Genomic DNA, 17,031 nt, shown 5'->3' with positions numbered 1-17,031 from the left:
ACAATACCAATCCGCTGCCCCGCGTAAAAGCGGTTGGCAAACAAATTTGTTCCTGCTGCTTAAAGGGTTGGCTCACCTCGCGCGGTCGGCCCCGCATGCCTGCCTATTGGGGCTCAAGCAGCTTCTGGCCCTTCTTGCGGATCGCTCCGGCGATCAGCGGCTCGACAAAGGAAAGCGCTGGCGGAAGATCGACTTCGAAGATGACTTGGGTGTCTTCGATGAGAACCCGCGATTTCACGACATTCCCCATTGTCTTGATGTCGAGCGCCATGCAGTCTTCATGGGGCCAGGCTACGCTGACATCCGCAACGCCGCCGGGAATGGCGTCGCCAATTTCATGACTACGAGCATGAAGCCGGCGGCGCACCTCCTCCTTACCAAGATTGTGCTGCAGGGGAACGCGCATCAGTCCTTATGCTCCAATTGGGGGCTGGTTTCGGCGCCTTCGCCGAATTTGTAATCGAGATAGCGGTGTTTGATCGCGAGGTCGTCGAGCGAGCCTTCCGCCAGCTGACGGGTGATGGAGTCGATCTCGCCGCTGATCTTGCCGAGGCTTTCGGTCAGTTGCCGGTCGGGCGTGGATCCGGCGCGCTCTTCGCTACGCAGGTGCGCAGGTACCCGGCGGTAGCTCTCGATCATTTCGGGAAGCTGCTCTCCGACCAGGCTGCGCACTTCGCGTGCCTTGGGGTGATTCTGGTCCACGCCTTCCAATTGCAATCCGAGGGCGTCGAGCTGCACGCCCATATCGCTGACGATCCTCGCCGCTGGCGGAGGCAGGGCGGGGCGCTGGTTCTCGAGCCACAATTCAGTACGGCCGACCATCTGCTGGACATTGCCCTTGTTGATGTCTGCCCGCTTGGGGACCTTGACCTTTTGCGTCGACACGACACCGGTGACGACCAGAATAGCGAGGACGGAAAGCATGACCCCCCAGAAGCCGATGCCGCCGATGATCGCGCCGACAACGCCAGCAGCAATCATGATGCCGACGATCCCGATGGCGATCTGGACCAGCTTCCTGGCGTAATGCTTCGCTTTCAGTTCGGCCGAGCCAGCGCCGATCGAGGTGGCGCGCCGGTGCCGTCCGCCGGTGCGATTGTCGTCGCGCAGCGACCGGGCCTCATGGAGGATCCGGTCGCTATCTTTGCTAAGGTCACCCATATCAGCGCTCGATGCTGAGGAGGCCGCTGTCGGCTACTTGTTGCTGGGCCTGGGCCTGGCCTTCGGCGCGGGCGATGTAACCCTTTGATTTTTCTACTTCGCTCGAGAGGGTATTGACCGTCTGCTTCATGCTGTCGAGAGCGCGCACCTTGAACTGGTCTACTTCGTCCATCGTGTCGTAGATGTTCTGGAACGCGCGCTGCAGCGTTTCGAGCGGAATGGTGCTTGCGGCGGCCTGTTCGTGGATCTTGCCGGTCTGTTCGCGCAGCATCGTGCCGGTGCTGTCGATGATGCCCGCAGTCGTTTCGTTGAGCGCCGTGATCTGCCCGAGCACGAGCCGCTGGTTGGTCATGGCTTCGGCCACGGTGACCGCCGTGCGCAGCGCGCCGACCGTGGTGGTGCTGGCCCGGTCGACACCCTTGACCAGTTCGACATTGTTCTTCTTGACCAGGTCGAGCGCGAGATAGCCCTGCACGCTGACCGCCATCTGGGTGAGCAGGTCCTGTGTACGCTGGCGGACATAGAACAGCGCCGTTTCGCGCACCGCCTTGGCCTTGGCAGGATCGGTCGCGTCGAGTTCGGCGGCCTTGTCTTCGAGCTTGGTGTCGAGCGTCTTGGAGATGTGGATCATCTGCTCCAGATTGCCCATCGCTTCCCACAGCTTCTGCCGTTCCACGTCGATCGCGGCATTGTCCATGATCAGTTCGTCCTTGCCGCTGGCAAGGTTGTTGAGGATCGACTGGATATGCGTCTGCGCACTCTGGTAGCTGCGGAAATAATTGGTCAGCTTGTTGCCGAAGGGAATGATGCCGAGGATCTTGCGCGTGCCCGAAAGCTTGCCCCGCTTGCCCGGATCGAGATCTTCCACCACGCGGCGCAGTTCGGCGAGGTTCGCGCCGACGCCTTCGTCCTTGTCCATCGCGCGGACCGGACGGTCGAGGAAGCGGTTGGACATGCCGGAGGCCGCCATGATTTCCTTGCGCCCCATATTGGTCAGCTGATCGACCTTCTTGCCGAATTCGGGCGAATTGGCATCCTGCGAGATCAGATCGTTGACGAAGCCGTCGACCTTGGTTTCCAGCTTGCTCTTCACATCTTCCGAAACCGGCACGAGACCGGCGGCCTTTTCGGCCGAAACCACTGGAACCGGGTCCGGCGGCGTGAGGTCGAATTCCGGCGGAGCGGCCGTGGTGGTAGGGGCGGCAGGCGCCTTGGCCTGTTCTGCCTGCGTTTTGGCGTCACTCATGACTGGCGAAGACCTCCGTAAACTGTTCCGATCCTGTATTAGGTATGTAAGACAGGATGTTCAAGCGGGGCGAGCCTAGCGTTCAAAAGACTCAGACAAAATAGAATTCTATGATATAGGCCGCGCAGGACAGCGGACTACGCGGGGAGCATGGTGGTGGGCAGCACCTTCAAGGAACAATTCGGGGCCGAAACGCAGCAGGTCCTGACTGCCATTCTCGATCAGAGCCAGGATTGCATCAAGCTTCTCAGCCCCGCGGGCGAGCTCGAATTCATGAACCGCAACGGCCAGAAGGCCATGGAAATTCCCGACTTCGGCATGATTGCCGGCAAGAAGTGGAGCGATCTGTGGCCTGCGGAATCGCGCAAGCTCATCGAAGGCTCGCTCGACAAGGCGGCGCGCGGGCAGCAATCCCGCTTCGAGGCGCTCTGCCCCACTATGTCCGGCAAGCCGAGCTGGTGGGATGTCAGCGTGGCGCCCGTTTACGATGACAAAGGCGCGATCACCCATGTGCTGGCGACCTCACGTGATGTCAGCGGTTATGTCAGCCGCAGGTTAAATGATCAGATGCGCCGCGAGGAGGCTGAGCGCGAAGTCGATTTCGCCGAATCGGTGGCCCGCGAGATGCGTCACCGGCTGAAGAACCAGCTGGCTGTGATCGGATCGGTTGCCAAATTGATTGCCCGCCACTCAGAAACGGCGGCGGAGATGAGTGAAAAATTCGAACGCAAGATCTTTGCGCTTGCGCGCGCGCAGGACCTGCTGACCGTGCACCGGGATGCGCCGATCTCTGCCGCCGAGGCCATGGTTCAAGTGTTGGAGGCGAGCGGCGCGGGCGAGGCGATCGAGCTTTTGCCTGTCCCTGATGCGCGTCTGGGTGACGACGCTGTCCAGCAGTTGGCGTTGATCCTGGGTGAATTGCAGACCAATTCGCTCAAATACGGGGCCTTGGCACCCGGATGCGATGGCAAGGTGACTCTGTCGTCAACGCTGCTCGACGGGCTTTTGAGCATTCACTGGCATGAAGACTGCGGCATGCCCGTCGAAGCCCCACAGTCGACCGGATCGGGAAGCAAGCTCATCGAAAGGCTGGGTTCGGCCGGATCATCTCGAGCGAAGATCGAGTGGCACCGCACGGGGCCGTCAGTTACGTTTCATCTCTCGACACTGAACTGACCGGGCGGGCCTTCGGCGCTGCCTTGCTCTGCATCGCCTTCGATAGCCCATCGAGAATATCGCAGCTCACCGCAGGTTTCTCGATGCACAAGTGACTTTGAAATCGCTCCGGAAAAAAATTCCGGTCCGTGCATTCGGCCGATATAAATACGACCGGTACAGAGTGATCCATCAGTTGGTTGGCCAAGGGCCAGACTTGTTCGCCATTAAGGTCAATATCCAGCAAGGCCCCATCCAGGGCCTCGATGCGCGCAGTTCGCAGGGCTGCAGATAGACTATGCTCCGGGCCAACCGGTACCCCGCCCATATCTTCAATCAGATCGACCATCTCGAACGCAAGCATGGGGCTGTCATCGACAATGAGGACCCGCTTACCAGCCAAATGTTCATTCATAACTTCACGTAATCATACGGCGCGACCCGAGACTGCCCAAAAAACAACCAAGACAGCGAGCTGTTCCGCAGATCGCCCGAAATATCCCACGTCTCGGCAATCCCAGGCAATATGAAGTTTTTCTTATGAAATGCGTCCCCAACCTTACGCGGCCAGGTCGAGGGGCTGTATTTCACCCGAGAGATAGAGCCTTTTTGCCTTCGCCCGGCTCAGCTTGCCCGAACTGGTTCGCGGCAGGGTACGCGGGGGCACCAGTTCGACCACGCAGCTCATTCCGGTTACGCCGCGAACCTTGTCGGCGATCTGGTCGCGCAGCTTGATCCGCTCATCTGGTTCGGAGACGCGGCAATGCACCAGCACGGCGGGCGCTTCTTCGCCATTTTCGGTTTCGATCGAAAAGGCAGCGATATCGCCATGATTGAAGCCGGGCAGCTGTTCGACCGCCCATTCGATGTCCTGCGGCCAGTGGTTCTTGCCGTTGATGATGATCATGTCCTTCGCGCGGCCGACGATGAACAGATAGCCATCCGCAAGATAGCCCATATCGCCCGTGTCGAGCCAGCCATCCACGAGGCATTCCTCGGTCGCTTCCTCGTTGCGGAAATAGGAATGCATCACGCTCTTGCCGCGGCACCAGACCTTGCCGATCTGGTGATCGCCGCGGGCATCCCCGTTTTCGCCGCGGATTTCCACTTCCATGCCGGGTAGCGCCTTGCCGCAATTGACGATGGCGCGATAGCGGGCCGGACGCGAGAGATCGCGCGGGCGACCGGACAGGCGTTCTTCCTCGACCAGTTCGACGCGGATGCCTTCGCCCGGCGGCATGACGGTAACGGCCAGAGTTGCCTCGGCCAGGCCGTAGCTGGGCGTAAAGGCCGTCGCCTTGAAACCGGCATCGGCAAAGGCGTTGACGAAATTCTGCATCACGTCGGGGCGGATCATGTCGGCCCCGTTGCCGGCCGTGCGCCAGCGCGACAGGTCGAAGCGTTCGGCGACATTGCTCTGGCTGGAAATGCGGCGCGCGCAGATATCGTAACCGAAAGTGGGTGAATAGCTGAGCGAATTGCCTTTGTTGCGGCTGATGAGATCGAGCCATGCGAGCGGCCTGCGCGCAAAATGTTCGGTCTTGAGGTAATCGCCGCTGACCTGATTGGCGATGAGGGACAGCAGGCAGCCCACCAGGCCCATGTCGTGATACCATGGCAGCCAGCTCACCACGCGCTCGCCGGCGCCGATATCTGTGGCTTCGGCGTGGCCGCGCAGATTGTGGAGCAGCGCTTCGTGCGTCACGGCGACGCCGGTGGGGAAGCGGGTCGATCCGCTCGAATATTGCAGATAGCTGATATCGTGGGGCTTGGCCTCGGGCAGCTCGACTTCGGGCCCTTCGCGGTGTGCGAAGACATCCCAGCTTTCGCCATCACATCCCTGCTTGTCGGCCGCCGCCTTGGCCATTTCGGCGATGTCCGGCGGATAGAGAAGGATCTTGGGATCGCTGCTTTCCAGCTGAACGGAAAGCTGGTCGATATAGCTGTCCTTGCCGCCGAAGGTGGTCGGCAGCGGCAGCGGCACGGGCCAGGCACCGGCATAGATGCAGGCGCAGAACAGGGCCGCAAATTCCGGGCTGGTCTCCGCGACCAGAGCTACGCGGTCGTCCTTGCCGATCCCGGCGGCGACCAGCTTGTAGGCCAATGCGCGGGCATCATCGCGCATTTCCGAAAACGGATAAACGCGCTCCAGAGAGCCACGCATATCGTGAAAATTAAGCCCCTTTTCGCTGCGCGCGGCATAGTCGACAGCTTCGTTGAACGTCGCAAAATCGCTCCGGCGGCGGGGTAGATCGCAATCATTTGGCGTCGGCGTCAAAACGGCGTCGGTCATATTTTCTCTTGTAACCTTTTGAAAACAATGCCCTAGAAGGCGACCCTCGTCGGAAAAGCTACCGCGAAATCTGGTGCGGCTGCTTATCAAACTTTCCCATTCGATAAGGTTTGTGGCACGAATATGGCCGATGGCTGATGGTCATGCAACACGCAGGCGCACTCGTCGCACACCTAAACCGCTCGACCGCGTGCGGCTGAACGACCTTGCGCTCCATTATGTCGCCCGCTTCGCCACCTCGTCGGGCAAGCTCGAAACCTATCTGCGGCGCAAGCTGCGCGAGCGCGGCTGGGAGGGTGAAGGGGAGCCGGATGTGGCCGGCCTGGTGGAGCGCTTTGGCGAGAAGGGCTATGTCGACGACGAGGCGTATGCGCGCATGAAGGCCAGCGGGCTGCTTGCACGCGGCTATGGCGCGCGGCGGGTCGAGGAAAAGCTGCGGGCGGACGGGCTGGAAGAAGATCTGCGGCAGGCTAATGCGCCCGGCGAATGGGCGGCCCGCAGTGCTGTGCTCGCCTATGCCAAGCGCCGGCGGTTTGGGCCCTTCGCAGCGCTGGTGGCGGGCGAGGGGACGGAAGAATCGCACAAGCGGCGCGAAAAGCAGCTTGCCGCGATATTGCGGGCAGGTCATTCCTTCGACCACGCGCGGCGCGTGGTCGAGATTGCGGACATCGGGGAGTTGGAAGAATGGGTCGAGGAAGCACGGGACTGATCTCTCTCGTCGCGACTGCGCTGATCGCGGGCTGCTCGCCTGCGGCCGATGCCGAGGTCCAGGGCGGGCAGGGTGAGGTGGCCGCGCATCCGGTATCGGGCCTCGCCATCGTGCCGGTGGTCGTGGCGGGTCCGGACGGCTCGCACGAATTCAGGGCGGAACTGGCCAACACCCCGCAAAGTCAGGCCCAAGGCCTGATGTACCGGACCGAGCTGGGCCCCGATGAAGCCATGATCTTTCCCAGCGACCAGCCGACCGCGCGAGCCTTCTGGATGAAGAACACCCCGATCCCGCTCGATATCATCTTCGTTGGGCTTGACGGACGCATCTCGAATATCGCCGCGATGACCGAACCCTATTCGGAAAAGCAGGTATATTCGGTGGGCTCGGCCAGCGCGGTGCTGGAAATTGCCGGCGGGCGCGCAGCCGAACTCGGCATCGAACCGGGCGATCGGGTAAGCTGGTGAGCTGCGCACGAGACGCTTGGCGCAGGGGCGCGAATCGGCTAGGCGCGCGACCATGAGTTTCCTCGGAAAAATCTTCACCTGGTGGAACGGTGCCACCATCGGCACGCACCTATGGAGCTGGCGCAACGGCGAACAGGTCGGCACCGACGCGCAGGGCAACGCCTATTTCCGGTCCAAGCCGAAGAAGGGGCAGCGCGAACGCCGCTGGGTGATCTACGAAGGCGCCAATGACGCGAGCCGCGTGCCGAGCGAATGGCATGGCTGGCTGCACGGCGCATTCGACGATATTCCCCAAAGCAACCTGCCGCCCGCGCGCATCTGGGAAACCGATTACACTCCCAACGCCACCGGCACGGCGACGGCCTATCGTCCGCAGGGCGCTTTGGAACGGGGCGGCAAACGGGCGCGTGCGGTGGGCGATTACGAAGCCTGGTCGCCGGACGCTTGAAAATGTTTCGCTCGGTCGCGCTTCTCGTGGCGGTGACGATGGTGGTCGCCTGTTCGGACGATCCGCCCGAGCCGACACCGACGCAGACGCAGATCCCCGAAGAACTCGAAAGCGTCGACCTGCCCGAGATCGCGGGCGACGAAGCCGGGATCGGCACGCCCATGGAAGAGCGTGTCGCCACCATCGGCCTGCTGAACAAGCGCAACAATCTGAGCGAAGAGCTCGAACTGAAGCCCGGCGAACAGCGCCGCGTGGGCGATGTGATCGTTCGCTTGCGTGCCTGCGAACGGACCGCGCCGTGGGAGTTCGAGAGGGACGAGGGCGCCTTCGTGCAGGTCTTGGTGCGCGAGCGCGGGACCGAAGACAGTTTTCGCAAGGTCTTCTCGGGCTGGCTGTTCAAGAACAAGCCGGCCCTCAATGTCGTCGAACATCCAATCTACGACGTCTGGGTCAAATCCTGCGCAATGGATTTTCCCGGGGAAGAGTGAGCCAGCGTTTCAGCGACGGCCTGCGGCAGACTCGTCTGCGGGCGCCCCCGCGCTGAAAGCAGCCGTTCGAGATAGGCCGATTGCGGCATGGCTACCGCTCCCATCGATCCCAGATGGCCGGTCATGAACTGGCAGTCCAGAAGCGCGTAACCGGCGTTGCGCATGGCCGAAACCAACCAGGCAAGAGCCACCTTGCTGGCGTTGGTAGCGCGGCTGAACATGCTTTCCCCGCAGAACACCCGGTCGAACGCGACGCCGTACAGGCCGCCGACCAAGGCATCACCATCCCAGACCTCTATCGAATGGGCATGTCCAGCCTCGTGCAGGGCAATATAGCTCGCCTCTATCTGGTGGCTGATCCAGCTTTCGGACATTTCCTCGCGCGGCTGGGCGCAGGCTGCGATGACAGCGGCGAAATTCTCATCACAGCTCACCCGGAAGCGGTCCTGCCGGATAACCTTACGCAGACTGCGCGAGATATGGAACCCATCCAGGGGGATAATGGCCCGTTCCCGCGGTTCGACCCAATAGACTTCCCGGTCGTTGCGGTGATCCGCCATTGGGAAGACCCCGCTGCGATAGGCGCGTAAAAGCAGCTCTACCGGAATCAGGTCGGGTGTGGGCGCATGCATGGCAATATCTCTAACAGTTTGCACGCAGGTGCGATACGCATCTTGCCAACTCGCGCTACCCATACTAATGCGCGCCGTCTTAAGGCTGCAGGGGTGTAGCTCAGCTGGTAGAGCATCGGTCTCCAAAACCGAGGGCCACGGGTTCGAATCCTGTCACCCCTGCCACTTCTTCGAGATGGTCCAAGTACCTGAAAAGCTTCAGGTTTCCCTGCGAGTCAAAACCGCGTGGTACCCTGTCGTGGCACCTCGTCGCGGCCGTGATGCGGACACCATGAATCGGCTTGAGTCGGGATGCAAGTGGGTCCTTCGTCTTTGCCCGATAGTTTCCAACCGGCGCCACGTGCGGTGACTTCGCACTAGGGGATGTTCGGGCGGAGAGTGATTACCGCTACCTGCGCTTCTTTCATGAGGCGAGAATGGTGACCCCTCCCGAGCCTTTCATACTGGCTTCTCGGGATGCATATCGCTTTGGCACTCGGCTGGCATTCCCGAGGTCATCACCACCAGTAATACCGGCCAACGAAGGCGGAACCCCACGTTCTGAGTAATCAAATATGCCGAAATTTCGGACATTTCCGCATACGCAAATGAACGAAGATAACTGTATATTATCAGGCAGTTAAGCAGCAGTCGGCGTTGGTGATCCTCACTTCTAGTTACGAAAAACATGTAACTTTGGCCCTTGTCGGTGAGTTCCCGTTACTGATCATCCTTTCCTCTTACTACAAGTTTTGGGCCAGCACTCATGCTGCGATGGTCGCGCCCCAATACTGGCGTTAGGAAGATGTACATGCACACTGCCAAGACTGTGCCGTCCTGCGGCGCTTCGTCATCAAAACTGGATCCGCAGCAGCAACGTTGGGAGGCTCGGGCATGAAAGTCTCCGCCAGTTGGTCGGCCAACAGCCGCATTACGATGCCAGATGCCGAAGAGATTATCCGCCGTCAGCGCAAGGCCCTCGGAAAGCCGGCCCGCTCCAAGCCGCGAGCGGTCGATCTCGTGCTCAATAATGAGCCGGTGATCCGGCAGCTGCGTGAAGCGGGCTACAAGCAGGAGGACGCCGTGCTCCTGCTGCTCGCAATCGGTGGTGAAAACCACAAGCCCGACACTCTGAGGAAAGCGATTGCCGCCGTCCTCGGGCCGTGGAGCAATCCCGTCGATCACACCGCAGGTGCTTTCGATACTTCGAGAGCCGAGGACAACCCGTCGGAAAGGGAATTGGCCGAGCACAGGACTGGTGCAGTCGAAGTCCCGTACGACAACACGGTCTATGAAGGAGACGTGATATGACCAGGGGCGCTGTCCAGCTTCATACGATCGTGCTGAACGTTCGCGCTCAGGCCGACGTATACTCGGCCATGCCGATCCGCATGCTGAAAGCTGTCGCCGACACCGACGGCATACCTGCGGTTCTAGCCAGCATCGAAGCGCACGGGAGTTATCTCAAGCACGTCGAAGGTGCTGACGTACGCATCATTTCTCCTCAGCGTATCGACGGCTTTGCCGAGCGTGCGGCAAAGCTGGGCGATGTCCTGCTCGTTGACGTTCCCGTCGACCTTGATAACCTCGCGGCAAGCTCGCCTATTCTCGATCAGATACGCAACGAGGCCGCGCTGCGGGGGATACGCCTGTTCATTTTCACCATGGAGGGTGGAACGCTCCTGCACTCCTCAGCTGTCGAAGATGATGCCCTCATGCTCGGGCGCGTAGAGGTCAGCGTCCTTCCAGCCTTTCAATTCGATCTCATGCTGCTGCGCTTCAAGCATCGTCTGCCGTGCGTGATGCGTCGGCCGGACAACTTCCTCGATCAGCCGGGACGCCCCATCCTGACCTATCTGGATGATGAAGCATTGGGCGTCTGGATGCAGGTCTCTATCGACCATAGTCGTCGCAGCGAAACCGTCCGGTCAATACTCGATCGGCCTTGACCAGATCGTTGCCGGCATAGTCCGGCTAATTGCTGCCACGCAATTGCCAACACATTGCCAGATCAATTGACGGCAGGGTCCCATTGGATCCTGCCGTTCGCATTAAATACCTGAAATTACGGGATTGCTCCAAAAAGTACGCAGGATGATGGTTGTTTACACAACCGATGCTCGGAGGCTTCGCCTTTTCGCATCCCAAGGAGTGTAAGCATGGCTATCAGCAGACCAAACGTCGTTTCCTTCCGGCTTTCCGCGCAGGAATATAGGTTCATCAAGGATAAGGCCGGGGCAATCTCCGTTGGCGATTACGTCCGCCGATCGGCGCTGAACCTGGACACCGCCGACAGGACCGTGGAGCGCGTGGCCATCGGCAAGATTATCCGGGCGATCCATAAGGCAATCGCTGGCGGACTGCCCGATGACCGAGCTGCCGATGCTACAGCATTGCTTGCTGACGCCCTTCGTATTGTCGAGCCGAGCCAGCCGGCGTCTTCGAAGCAGGTCTCGTCATGACGATCTATCACAAATGTGAGTCACCGGAAGCTTCGCGCGCGACGGATATCTCGCGCCTGCGCGGAAAGACAAGTGCGCTGATCCACTACGTATGGCGAGCGGACCTCAAAGCATTGGCTCGTGCGTCGATGGAGAGTGCTATAAACAGCTACCACCAAGACCTCATGCGCTATGTCCGGCGTGACGAGCATCGTGAAGAGGTAGCGGCGACGCTCGTACGCAATGTCCTTACAGACAACCCGGATATGATGTCGGCCGAGATGGCCGCCCTTATGGAAGAGGCGGATGCTGGCGACGGTGTTGTCGAGCATGTCATCGTGAGTGTGCAGCAAGGCGATGACCTTCTCGGAAATTTCGAGGAAGCAGTCGAAATCCTTGTGGAGGCTCTCGGCGTCGGCAAGTGCCCCGTCATCGGCGCCGTCCATTCCGACACCGATTATGACCACTTCCACCTGATAATCGTCAGAGTCGATATCGAAACTGGCGAAATTGTGAGCTTGCCGCATTTCGACATCATCCGCGGTCATCAGGCGATGGCCGTGATGGAAGATCGTTTCGATTGGCAGCGCGAAGAGAACGCCAGATGGCAGGTGGTCGACGGCCGGCTGATACTTGATGGCACGACCGATGTCGGTCCAGCACACGATCCACGGCAATGGCCGGATGGATATTTTCATCACCCAGAAATTTCCGCTGCTGGTCGCAAGGTCGAACGCCAACATGGCTATGTATCGGCCGAGCGCCTCGTACGTAAGGTTGTCCCCGAACTGATCACGCAGCATAGCGATCAGCCGAGTTTTCTAGCGGCACTTGCCAAACATGGAATTGAGCTACGCCGCGCGCATCGGGGTGCTGCCTACCTAGTTCACAGCGAGGATCAGCAAGGGAATAAACGCATAGAAAGCGTGAAAGCATCTGTGGTTCGAGGGTGGGGTTGGAAAGCTTTGGAACGGAAGTACGGAAAACTCGCCGTTGAGGACAGCCAAGTTACGCGTTCGCCGCAGTCTCAGCCAATTGACGGCGAGCCCGGCAGGCCGAAGTATGCCACTGCCAAATCTCGATACCAGGATCGTTTGAACGCCATGATGCGGAACGTGCGCTCGTCGTTGCCTGGCGGACCGGACTACAGGGCAGGGTTATTGGCGGCGCGCACAGCATGTGCGTTTCCCACGTATGACGAATGGACGAGCGGCGCTCTACCGCCGGACATTGGCGAAGTGCTTTTCACCCATGTGGGAGCCCGCATTCTAGAGGGAGGCCGACCTTTCGCTTCTTCGCCACGAAACACATTCCCGGATCAATTTTACGGTGTGCGATCTTTACGAAACCGAGATATCTACTATCGGCGCGGGTCAGAACCCGGCTGCAAGATTGTCGATTTCGGCAGAAAGGTGGTCTTGGTCGGCAGAGCATCGGACGAAGAAATGCGCAAAGCGCTCACCCTACTGTCCGTTAGGGGGGCGACTGTTGTCAGCGGATCCGGCTTTAGCGATCGAGAAATAAGAAGAGCTCAGAAACTGGCATCGGATCTCGGTGTGGTAGTAATCCGGCACGATGCCATTTCGCAAATCGCGGCACGGTCCGCAGACTCGAATTTCAAGCCGAATAACGAAATGCCGACGTCCGTTCCCATCTCCGTTGAAACAAATAATGTTACCGATAACAAAACTATACGGCGCGGTCGCGGCGCAGATCCGATCTGGTCCGGATCGGATTTAACTCGTTGATTATCTGCTATACACATAAAAGCGACTATGATCTAAAATGATCTGACGCGCGCGCAGGACCGTAATCACGCGCCATCAACCCTTTCTTTCACGCAAGCGAAGACAGGTATAAACCGCCGCGATGTCTACGATCCGGTTCTCGACCTTTCCCCGTACCGAGCCTCCGCCGGAATTCACCTCGTCGTTAATCGAAGTGTTTGAGTTGCACGAAGCGACGATTGCGACGCTCGGTCGGGAAAAAGGGTTAACCAGCGATTCCGTTCTCGTTCTCCTCCGGCAAGATCTCGAGGCACTCGGCTTCGATGTGGAGCAGGGCAAGACGGGCGCGGACAAGATCAAGCGACCCGTCTTTTTCGGCGAAAATGGGGTGCCTGCGCTGCAATATGAAGTCGATGCCTTTCATCCGATCTGGCGGTGCGGACTAGAAGTGGAGGCCGGTCGGGCATGGTTGGGCAATGCCGTCTATCGCGATATGATCCAGGCACTAGTCATGGTGAACCTCGATCACCTGGTTCTCGCCGTCCCCAACGGCTACCGCCGTAAGAGCTTGGGCCGCACAGTCGTCAGCAAAGACTATGAAAATGCCTGCGCTGTGGCTGACGCCCTTTTTGGGCATAGCCGGTTGCGTATGCCATACGGCATGATCGTTATAGGCTATTAGGCGGGCTCGAAGATATCAGGGGCTGATGAGGTGGAACCAGTGGGCAATCGTCCGAATCGTTGATTCGATGCCTTCAAGGATCTCGTTGCGATACAAGAAGCCACCGCCGGCAGCGGCCATCACGCCCTCGGCTATCTTTTCCCTCGCCTTATCTTTGATCGCCTTGCCAAGGTTCTTGGCTTCCTCCTGTGCCTTGCGCAAGAGGTTTGCCACCCGCTGCAGCTTGGAAGCGCCTCGTGCGACCGCTTGCGTGTCGGGCATATCCTCCGCAAATTCGGCGCGCACGCTTTCGCTGGCCTCGCGAACTTCGCCGATCAGAACGCCGAGATCGGGGGAAAGGGCTTCAGGCGGCTGGTTATGACCCAGCATGCAAATGTGGGGCCGAATGGCCTCGAGCTCGCATTCGAGTGCGGCCAGGCGGGCGAGGACGGTCTTGCGCTGCCGGAGCTCGGCAACCGTTCCGAACTGTAGTTGGCGACCGGGTGCAGTTAGGGCGGTGAAGTCGATCTGGTCGATCGGAGAATCAGCGACATCGTCAATTTTTCCGCGGTGCGCAGCGTCGAAATTGTTGAGGTAGGCGATAAGTCTGTCCGGGCGTACCGCGACGGCAATCTCTTGATTGCCCTTAGGTTGGGTGGCCGCCCCCGACTTTTCAGCTTCGCGCAGAGTGGTGGCACTGATTTGGATCGACGGCGAGGCGCCCAAGGCTCGCGCGTGATGGGCGACGTCGAAGGCCGCGAACGCATTGAAGTCGCCGCTCCATCCCATGATGAGCGTCAGCCCCTCGGGCTCGGGTTGGAATTGCCCAACATTGGTGATTTGGATGCGAAATTCGCTCCTTGGACGCTTTGCCCCCCCGCCATGTGTTAAGTTCCAAATGTAGAGGCGTACCGTTCTGGCCACGGCTCCCTTCGCCATGCGAAAGCGGCAAGGGTGCTCCCTCGCGCCCGACAGCATGCTCACCGTCCAACCATCCGCTTCGATCGCGGAAACGACCTGCGCGAAGAGCTTGGCCTTACTCAGCCGTGCCATTATCGTCACCGACCTCGGAGGCGGCACGTGTTCCCCGCACCGGGATAAGTTTCAGGACATTGGGCGGAACATCACCGCTGTCGAGCAAGCGCAAGCCTTCATTAATCAGATATTCAATCAACCGGTAAGGTTCGGCAATCACACCGTAGACTGCCTCTACCAGCGCGCGAAGACCGCCATCGGAATCGACCGTGCCGACATTCCACTTGGTATTGGCACCATCGGCGGAACCGACCTCGGTTCCCTGCTCGATCGCGTGGGCCATCGCGAATTTAGCGGCGTCGAGCTCAGAGCCGAACCCGCCGGCCTCGACCAGCGCGGCCAGGCTGTGCTCGTTAGCGCGGGTGATGCCGATCGTCCGCTTGTCGCTCCCCGCCTTCAGACTCGTTTTTTCCTTCGCCATGGTCATCAGTCCTTTCGCGGCTTGAGTTCGGTATGGCGCGCGGAGCGGCGCTCCAGCTTCCATTCACTTTTCAGCTGCCCCTTGAGGCCGGCCCGCGCGCGCGCTGGCGCGAGTTCGTCCTCGTAGACAAGCAGCACGACCTGGCCGGCCATCGTCGGTAAAGCTGCCACGGTTTTATCGGTGTGGGTCGCATCGAGACGCCCGAAGGGCGAATCGATAATGATCGGTCCGCGCAGCGGCGCGTTGTTCTGCAAAGCGCCGACTAGCGATAGCGCGACAATGTGTTCCGCGCCCGCCGAACGCACAGGGATTTCGCTGCCGTCCTTGTGCACGATCGTCAGACCATAGCTGTCGTTGATTTGCAGCGAAGCGTAGTCGGGTTCGGAGGTCAGCTGCAGAAAATGCGTCGTGGCGTCAGCCTCGACCTTCCGGCGAAGTTGCTCGCGGAAGATGTCGATGCCTTTGGTGAAGAGTGTCTCGAGGTCGGCGGCAAGGTCGCGCCGCTTGCGTTCGACATCGAAGCTCGAGCCTGAAAACTTGTCTAGCTTGCGCTGCAGGTTGTCGCGATAAACGCCGTTCTGGTGCAAGGACTCGCGGGTCTTGTTGAGCCCCTGCTCGAGCAGCGAAATCTGCCTGATTGCGCTTTCCAGGTCCATGCGGATACGCCGGACCGCTTCTTCGTCGACATCCTCGATCTGGGTATCGATAACCTTGATCTCGTTGCCCTTGGCGTAGATCTCGCGCTCGTCTTGGCTGATGCTATCCCATTCGAGCCGCAGCGCCTGCGGATTGGCGTCGCCGATGAACTGCTCGAGCGCGGCAATGCGGCGCCGGACGGCGGCCAACTCACGCTCCTCGTCAGCGCCTGCGGAACCACCGTGCTGGGCGAGCGATTCCTGGACGCGGTGCCGCGCGTCTTCGGAGACAGGTTGCAGGCAGGCCGGACAGGAGGTCTCCCCTTCCGCCGACAGTGAGGCTAGGACGCTCGTCCGGATCAGCGCGGTCTGCAGCTGGGTCTCGCGCGCCTTCATCTCGACGAGGGCCGCGCGCATCCTTTCGCTGAGAAGCGAACACCACGCCGCGCTCATCGAGCCGGAAAGTCGTTCCTTCTTCTCCGTCACCCGGAGCTTGAGCTTGTCAATGTCGTCAACGAGTGCGTCGCGCTTGTCGAACAGCGCGGTGACGCGCTGCATCTTGCGCATCGATTCCTCGAGCGCGGTCTTGCGCATCTTGAGCCCGTCGAGGTCCTTTTCCTGGCGTTCGAGGTCGGTTTGAAGGACGCCGCGTTCGCTTTGCAGAGCGGCGAGCTGATTACCAAATTCGCGCGTCTTCTGATCGCCTTGCGCAGCGCGAGCGTGACGGTTTTCGGCGCGCTCCTTGGCGGCGGTCAGGCTGTCGCGCGTTTCGGTCAACACCGGCATACCGAGGATCCGTTCGATCGCCTCGCTGATCTTGGGACCCATGTCGCTCTCGGCGATGAGCAGATCTTCGTATTCCTGCAGCAGCTCGCCGTCGAAGAGGAAGAAGCGCGCGATCTGCTCGGGCAGGATTCGTTCGAGCTCGATCTTCGACTGATGCCGGCCGAGGACGATGCCGTCGCGTTCGAGGAAATAGTCCTGGACGTAATCGCCGTCGTCTTCGGGTTCGGTCACCCCGGGGCGCGGCTTGAAGGTGCGCACCAGGCGGTAACGGGCACCGGCGTGGGTCATGTCCAAGCTGACTTCGAACCCGTAGATCTGGTTGTCGGCGGCCTCTTCCCAATTGCCGACCTTGTGCAAGGCTGCATCGCGCCGGCCGCGCCCGAGGATGCGACCGAAGAAGGCGAAGCGAATGGCATTGAGTAGCGAAGTCTTACCCCGCATGTTTTCGCCGTAGACGATGACCACGCCATCCTCTTCGGGAAAATCGATGACCTGGTCTCCCTTGAAGGGGCCGAAATTGGTGAGGCGCAGGCTAGTCAGGCGCAGCATGTCAGTCTCCCGTGCGTGCGAAGATGAGGTCGTCGACGGCCCGGTCGAGATCGTCGGCATCGTCGGGATCGGCGTGGAGGCGGAGCAGTTCGCGCACCACTTCGCGGTCGATGTGCGGAAATTCCTCCGCCCGGATGCGCTCCAGTACCTCGGAGATGCTCGCGTCGCGCAGCTTGCGGTCGTTGATATCAGCCATGT

At 60.2% G+C, this 17,031-nt stretch carries 20 protein-coding genes and 1 tRNA gene; 11 read left to right on the top strand and 10 right to left on the bottom strand.

Annotation, left to right across the window (positions count from 1 at the left end):
- Window positions 1-103: 103 nt before the first annotated feature.
- The 3 genes from K3175_RS11305 to K3175_RS11295 are packed head-to-tail and all read right to left on the bottom strand — an operon-like array spanning window position 104 to window position 2,407.
- The gene (locus K3175_RS11305) at window positions 104-406 is read right to left on the bottom strand and encodes a polyhydroxyalkanoic acid system family protein (RefSeq protein WP_221543490.1); all 303 of its coding nucleotides are present in this window, start codon (window positions 404-406) and stop codon (window positions 104-106) included.
- Complete coding sequence (locus tag K3175_RS11300; RefSeq protein ID WP_221543489.1) at window positions 406-1,161, bottom strand: hypothetical protein; 756 nt, start codon at window positions 1,159-1,161, stop codon at window positions 406-408. Before K3175_RS11300 ends, K3175_RS11305 begins: the two co-directional genes overlap by 1 nt.
- 1 nt (window position 1,162) lies before the next feature.
- Window positions 1,163-2,407 (bottom strand): toxic anion resistance protein, encoded by a 1,245-nt coding sequence (locus tag K3175_RS11295; protein ID WP_221543488.1) that lies wholly within the window; start codon window positions 2,405-2,407, stop codon window positions 1,163-1,165.
- A gap of 156 nt (window positions 2,408-2,563) precedes the next feature.
- Here K3175_RS11295 and K3175_RS11290 point away from each other — a divergent pair, with 156 nt between their 5' ends.
- Entirely contained in the window at window positions 2,564-3,583 is a 1,020-nt protein-coding gene (locus K3175_RS11290) for a sensor histidine kinase (protein ID WP_221543487.1), read from the top strand.
- Here the strand turns inward: K3175_RS11290 and K3175_RS11285 are convergent.
- Together K3175_RS11285 and K3175_RS11280 are read right to left on the bottom strand one after the other, a co-directional pair.
- Window positions 3,555-3,977, bottom strand: a complete 423-nt coding sequence (locus tag K3175_RS11285) for a response regulator (protein ID WP_221543486.1) — start codon at window positions 3,975-3,977, stop codon at window positions 3,555-3,557. The two genes, K3175_RS11290 and K3175_RS11285, sit on opposite strands and share 29 nt — an antisense overlap.
- 144 nt (window positions 3,978-4,121) lie before the next feature.
- A complete protein-coding gene (locus K3175_RS11280) occupies window positions 4,122-5,855 on the bottom strand; it encodes a fatty acyl-AMP ligase (RefSeq protein WP_221543485.1) in 1,734 nt (577 codons plus the stop codon).
- Between the two features lie 130 nt (window positions 5,856-5,985).
- Here K3175_RS11280 and K3175_RS11275 point away from each other — a divergent pair, with 130 nt between their 5' ends.
- Genes K3175_RS11275 through K3175_RS11260 form a run of 4 tightly spaced genes read left to right on the top strand, consistent with a single transcriptional unit; the run spans window position 5,986 to window position 7,967 of the window.
- Window positions 5,986-6,564, top strand: a complete 579-nt coding sequence (locus K3175_RS11275) for a regulatory protein RecX (protein WP_221543484.1) — start codon at window positions 5,986-5,988, stop codon at window positions 6,562-6,564.
- On the top strand, window positions 6,540-7,031 hold the full coding sequence (locus K3175_RS11270) for a DUF192 domain-containing protein (protein WP_221543483.1): 492 nt from the start codon (window positions 6,540-6,542) through the stop codon (window positions 7,029-7,031). Before K3175_RS11275 ends, K3175_RS11270 begins: the two co-directional genes overlap by 25 nt.
- A gap of 52 nt (window positions 7,032-7,083) precedes the next feature.
- A complete protein-coding gene (locus K3175_RS11265) occupies window positions 7,084-7,479 on the top strand; it encodes an NADH:ubiquinone oxidoreductase subunit NDUFA12 (protein WP_221543482.1) in 396 nt (131 codons plus the stop codon).
- Window positions 7,480-7,481: 2 nt separating this feature from the next.
- Window positions 7,482-7,967 carry a DUF2155 domain-containing protein gene (locus tag K3175_RS11260; RefSeq protein WP_221543481.1) on the top strand — a complete coding sequence of 162 codons (486 nt, stop codon included), beginning with the start codon at window positions 7,482-7,484 and terminating at the stop codon, window positions 7,965-7,967.
- Here K3175_RS11260 and aat read toward each other — a convergent pair.
- Window positions 7,916-8,599 (bottom strand): leucyl/phenylalanyl-tRNA--protein transferase, encoded by a 684-nt coding sequence (gene aat, locus K3175_RS11255; protein ID WP_221543480.1) that lies wholly within the window; start codon window positions 8,597-8,599, stop codon window positions 7,916-7,918. The two genes, K3175_RS11260 and aat, sit on opposite strands and share 52 nt — an antisense overlap.
- Window positions 8,600-8,688: 89 nt before the next feature.
- Here aat and K3175_RS11250 point away from each other — a divergent pair.
- The 6 genes from K3175_RS11250 to K3175_RS11225 all read left to right on the top strand — a co-directional run bounded on the left by K3175_RS11250 (window position 8,689) and on the right by K3175_RS11225 (window position 13,428).
- Window positions 8,689-8,764: transfer RNA gene (locus tag K3175_RS11250), tRNA-Trp, on the top strand.
- 708 nt (window positions 8,765-9,472) lie between these two features.
- Window positions 9,473-9,889 (top strand): hypothetical protein, encoded by a 417-nt coding sequence (locus K3175_RS11245; protein WP_221543479.1) that lies wholly within the window; start codon window positions 9,473-9,475, stop codon window positions 9,887-9,889.
- The gene (locus tag K3175_RS11240; protein WP_221543478.1) at window positions 9,886-10,527 is read left to right on the top strand and encodes a hypothetical protein; all 642 of its coding nucleotides are present in this window, start codon (window positions 9,886-9,888) and stop codon (window positions 10,525-10,527) included. The genes K3175_RS11245 and K3175_RS11240 overlap by 4 nt, the downstream gene beginning before the upstream one ends.
- A gap of 210 nt (window positions 10,528-10,737) precedes the next feature.
- Window positions 10,738-11,040, top strand: a complete 303-nt coding sequence (locus tag K3175_RS11235; protein ID WP_221543477.1) for a hypothetical protein — start codon at window positions 10,738-10,740, stop codon at window positions 11,038-11,040.
- Window positions 11,037-12,767 carry a relaxase/mobilization nuclease domain-containing protein gene (locus K3175_RS11230; RefSeq protein WP_221543476.1) on the top strand — a complete coding sequence of 577 codons (1,731 nt, stop codon included), beginning with the start codon at window positions 11,037-11,039 and terminating at the stop codon, window positions 12,765-12,767. Before K3175_RS11235 ends, K3175_RS11230 begins: the two co-directional genes overlap by 4 nt.
- Before the next feature lie 121 nt (window positions 12,768-12,888).
- Window positions 12,889-13,428: a hypothetical protein gene (locus tag K3175_RS11225; RefSeq protein WP_221543475.1), complete on the top strand. Its 540-nt coding sequence runs from the start codon at window positions 12,889-12,891 to the stop codon at window positions 13,426-13,428.
- 15 nt (window positions 13,429-13,443) lie between these two features.
- Here the strand turns inward: K3175_RS11225 and K3175_RS11220 are convergent, their stop codons facing one another.
- The 4 genes from K3175_RS11220 to K3175_RS11205 are packed head-to-tail and all read right to left on the bottom strand — an operon-like array spanning window position 13,444 to window position 17,029.
- Window positions 13,444-14,460 carry a hypothetical protein gene (locus K3175_RS11220; RefSeq protein WP_221543474.1) on the bottom strand — a complete coding sequence of 339 codons (1,017 nt, stop codon included), beginning with the start codon at window positions 14,458-14,460 and terminating at the stop codon, window positions 13,444-13,446.
- Window positions 14,444-14,863, bottom strand: coding sequence for a hypothetical protein (locus K3175_RS11215; protein WP_221543473.1), 420 nt, complete (start codon window positions 14,861-14,863; stop codon window positions 14,444-14,446). The genes K3175_RS11220 and K3175_RS11215 overlap by 17 nt, the downstream gene beginning before the upstream one ends.
- Window positions 14,864-14,868: 5 nt before the next feature.
- Window positions 14,869-16,833, bottom strand: a complete 1,965-nt coding sequence (locus K3175_RS11210) for an AAA family ATPase (RefSeq protein WP_221543472.1) — start codon at window positions 16,831-16,833, stop codon at window positions 14,869-14,871.
- Window position 16,834: 1 nt separating this feature from the next.
- Window positions 16,835-17,029: a hypothetical protein gene (locus tag K3175_RS11205; protein ID WP_221543471.1), complete on the bottom strand. Its 195-nt coding sequence runs from the start codon at window positions 17,027-17,029 to the stop codon at window positions 16,835-16,837.
- Window positions 17,030-17,031 lie beyond the last annotated feature (2 nt).

It is taken from the genome of Qipengyuania aestuarii (assembly GCF_019711535.1).
Classification (GTDB): Bacteria; Pseudomonadota; Alphaproteobacteria; order Sphingomonadales; family Sphingomonadaceae; genus Qipengyuania; species Qipengyuania aestuarii.
This window is presented reverse-complemented; position numbering and strand designations above follow the sequence as displayed.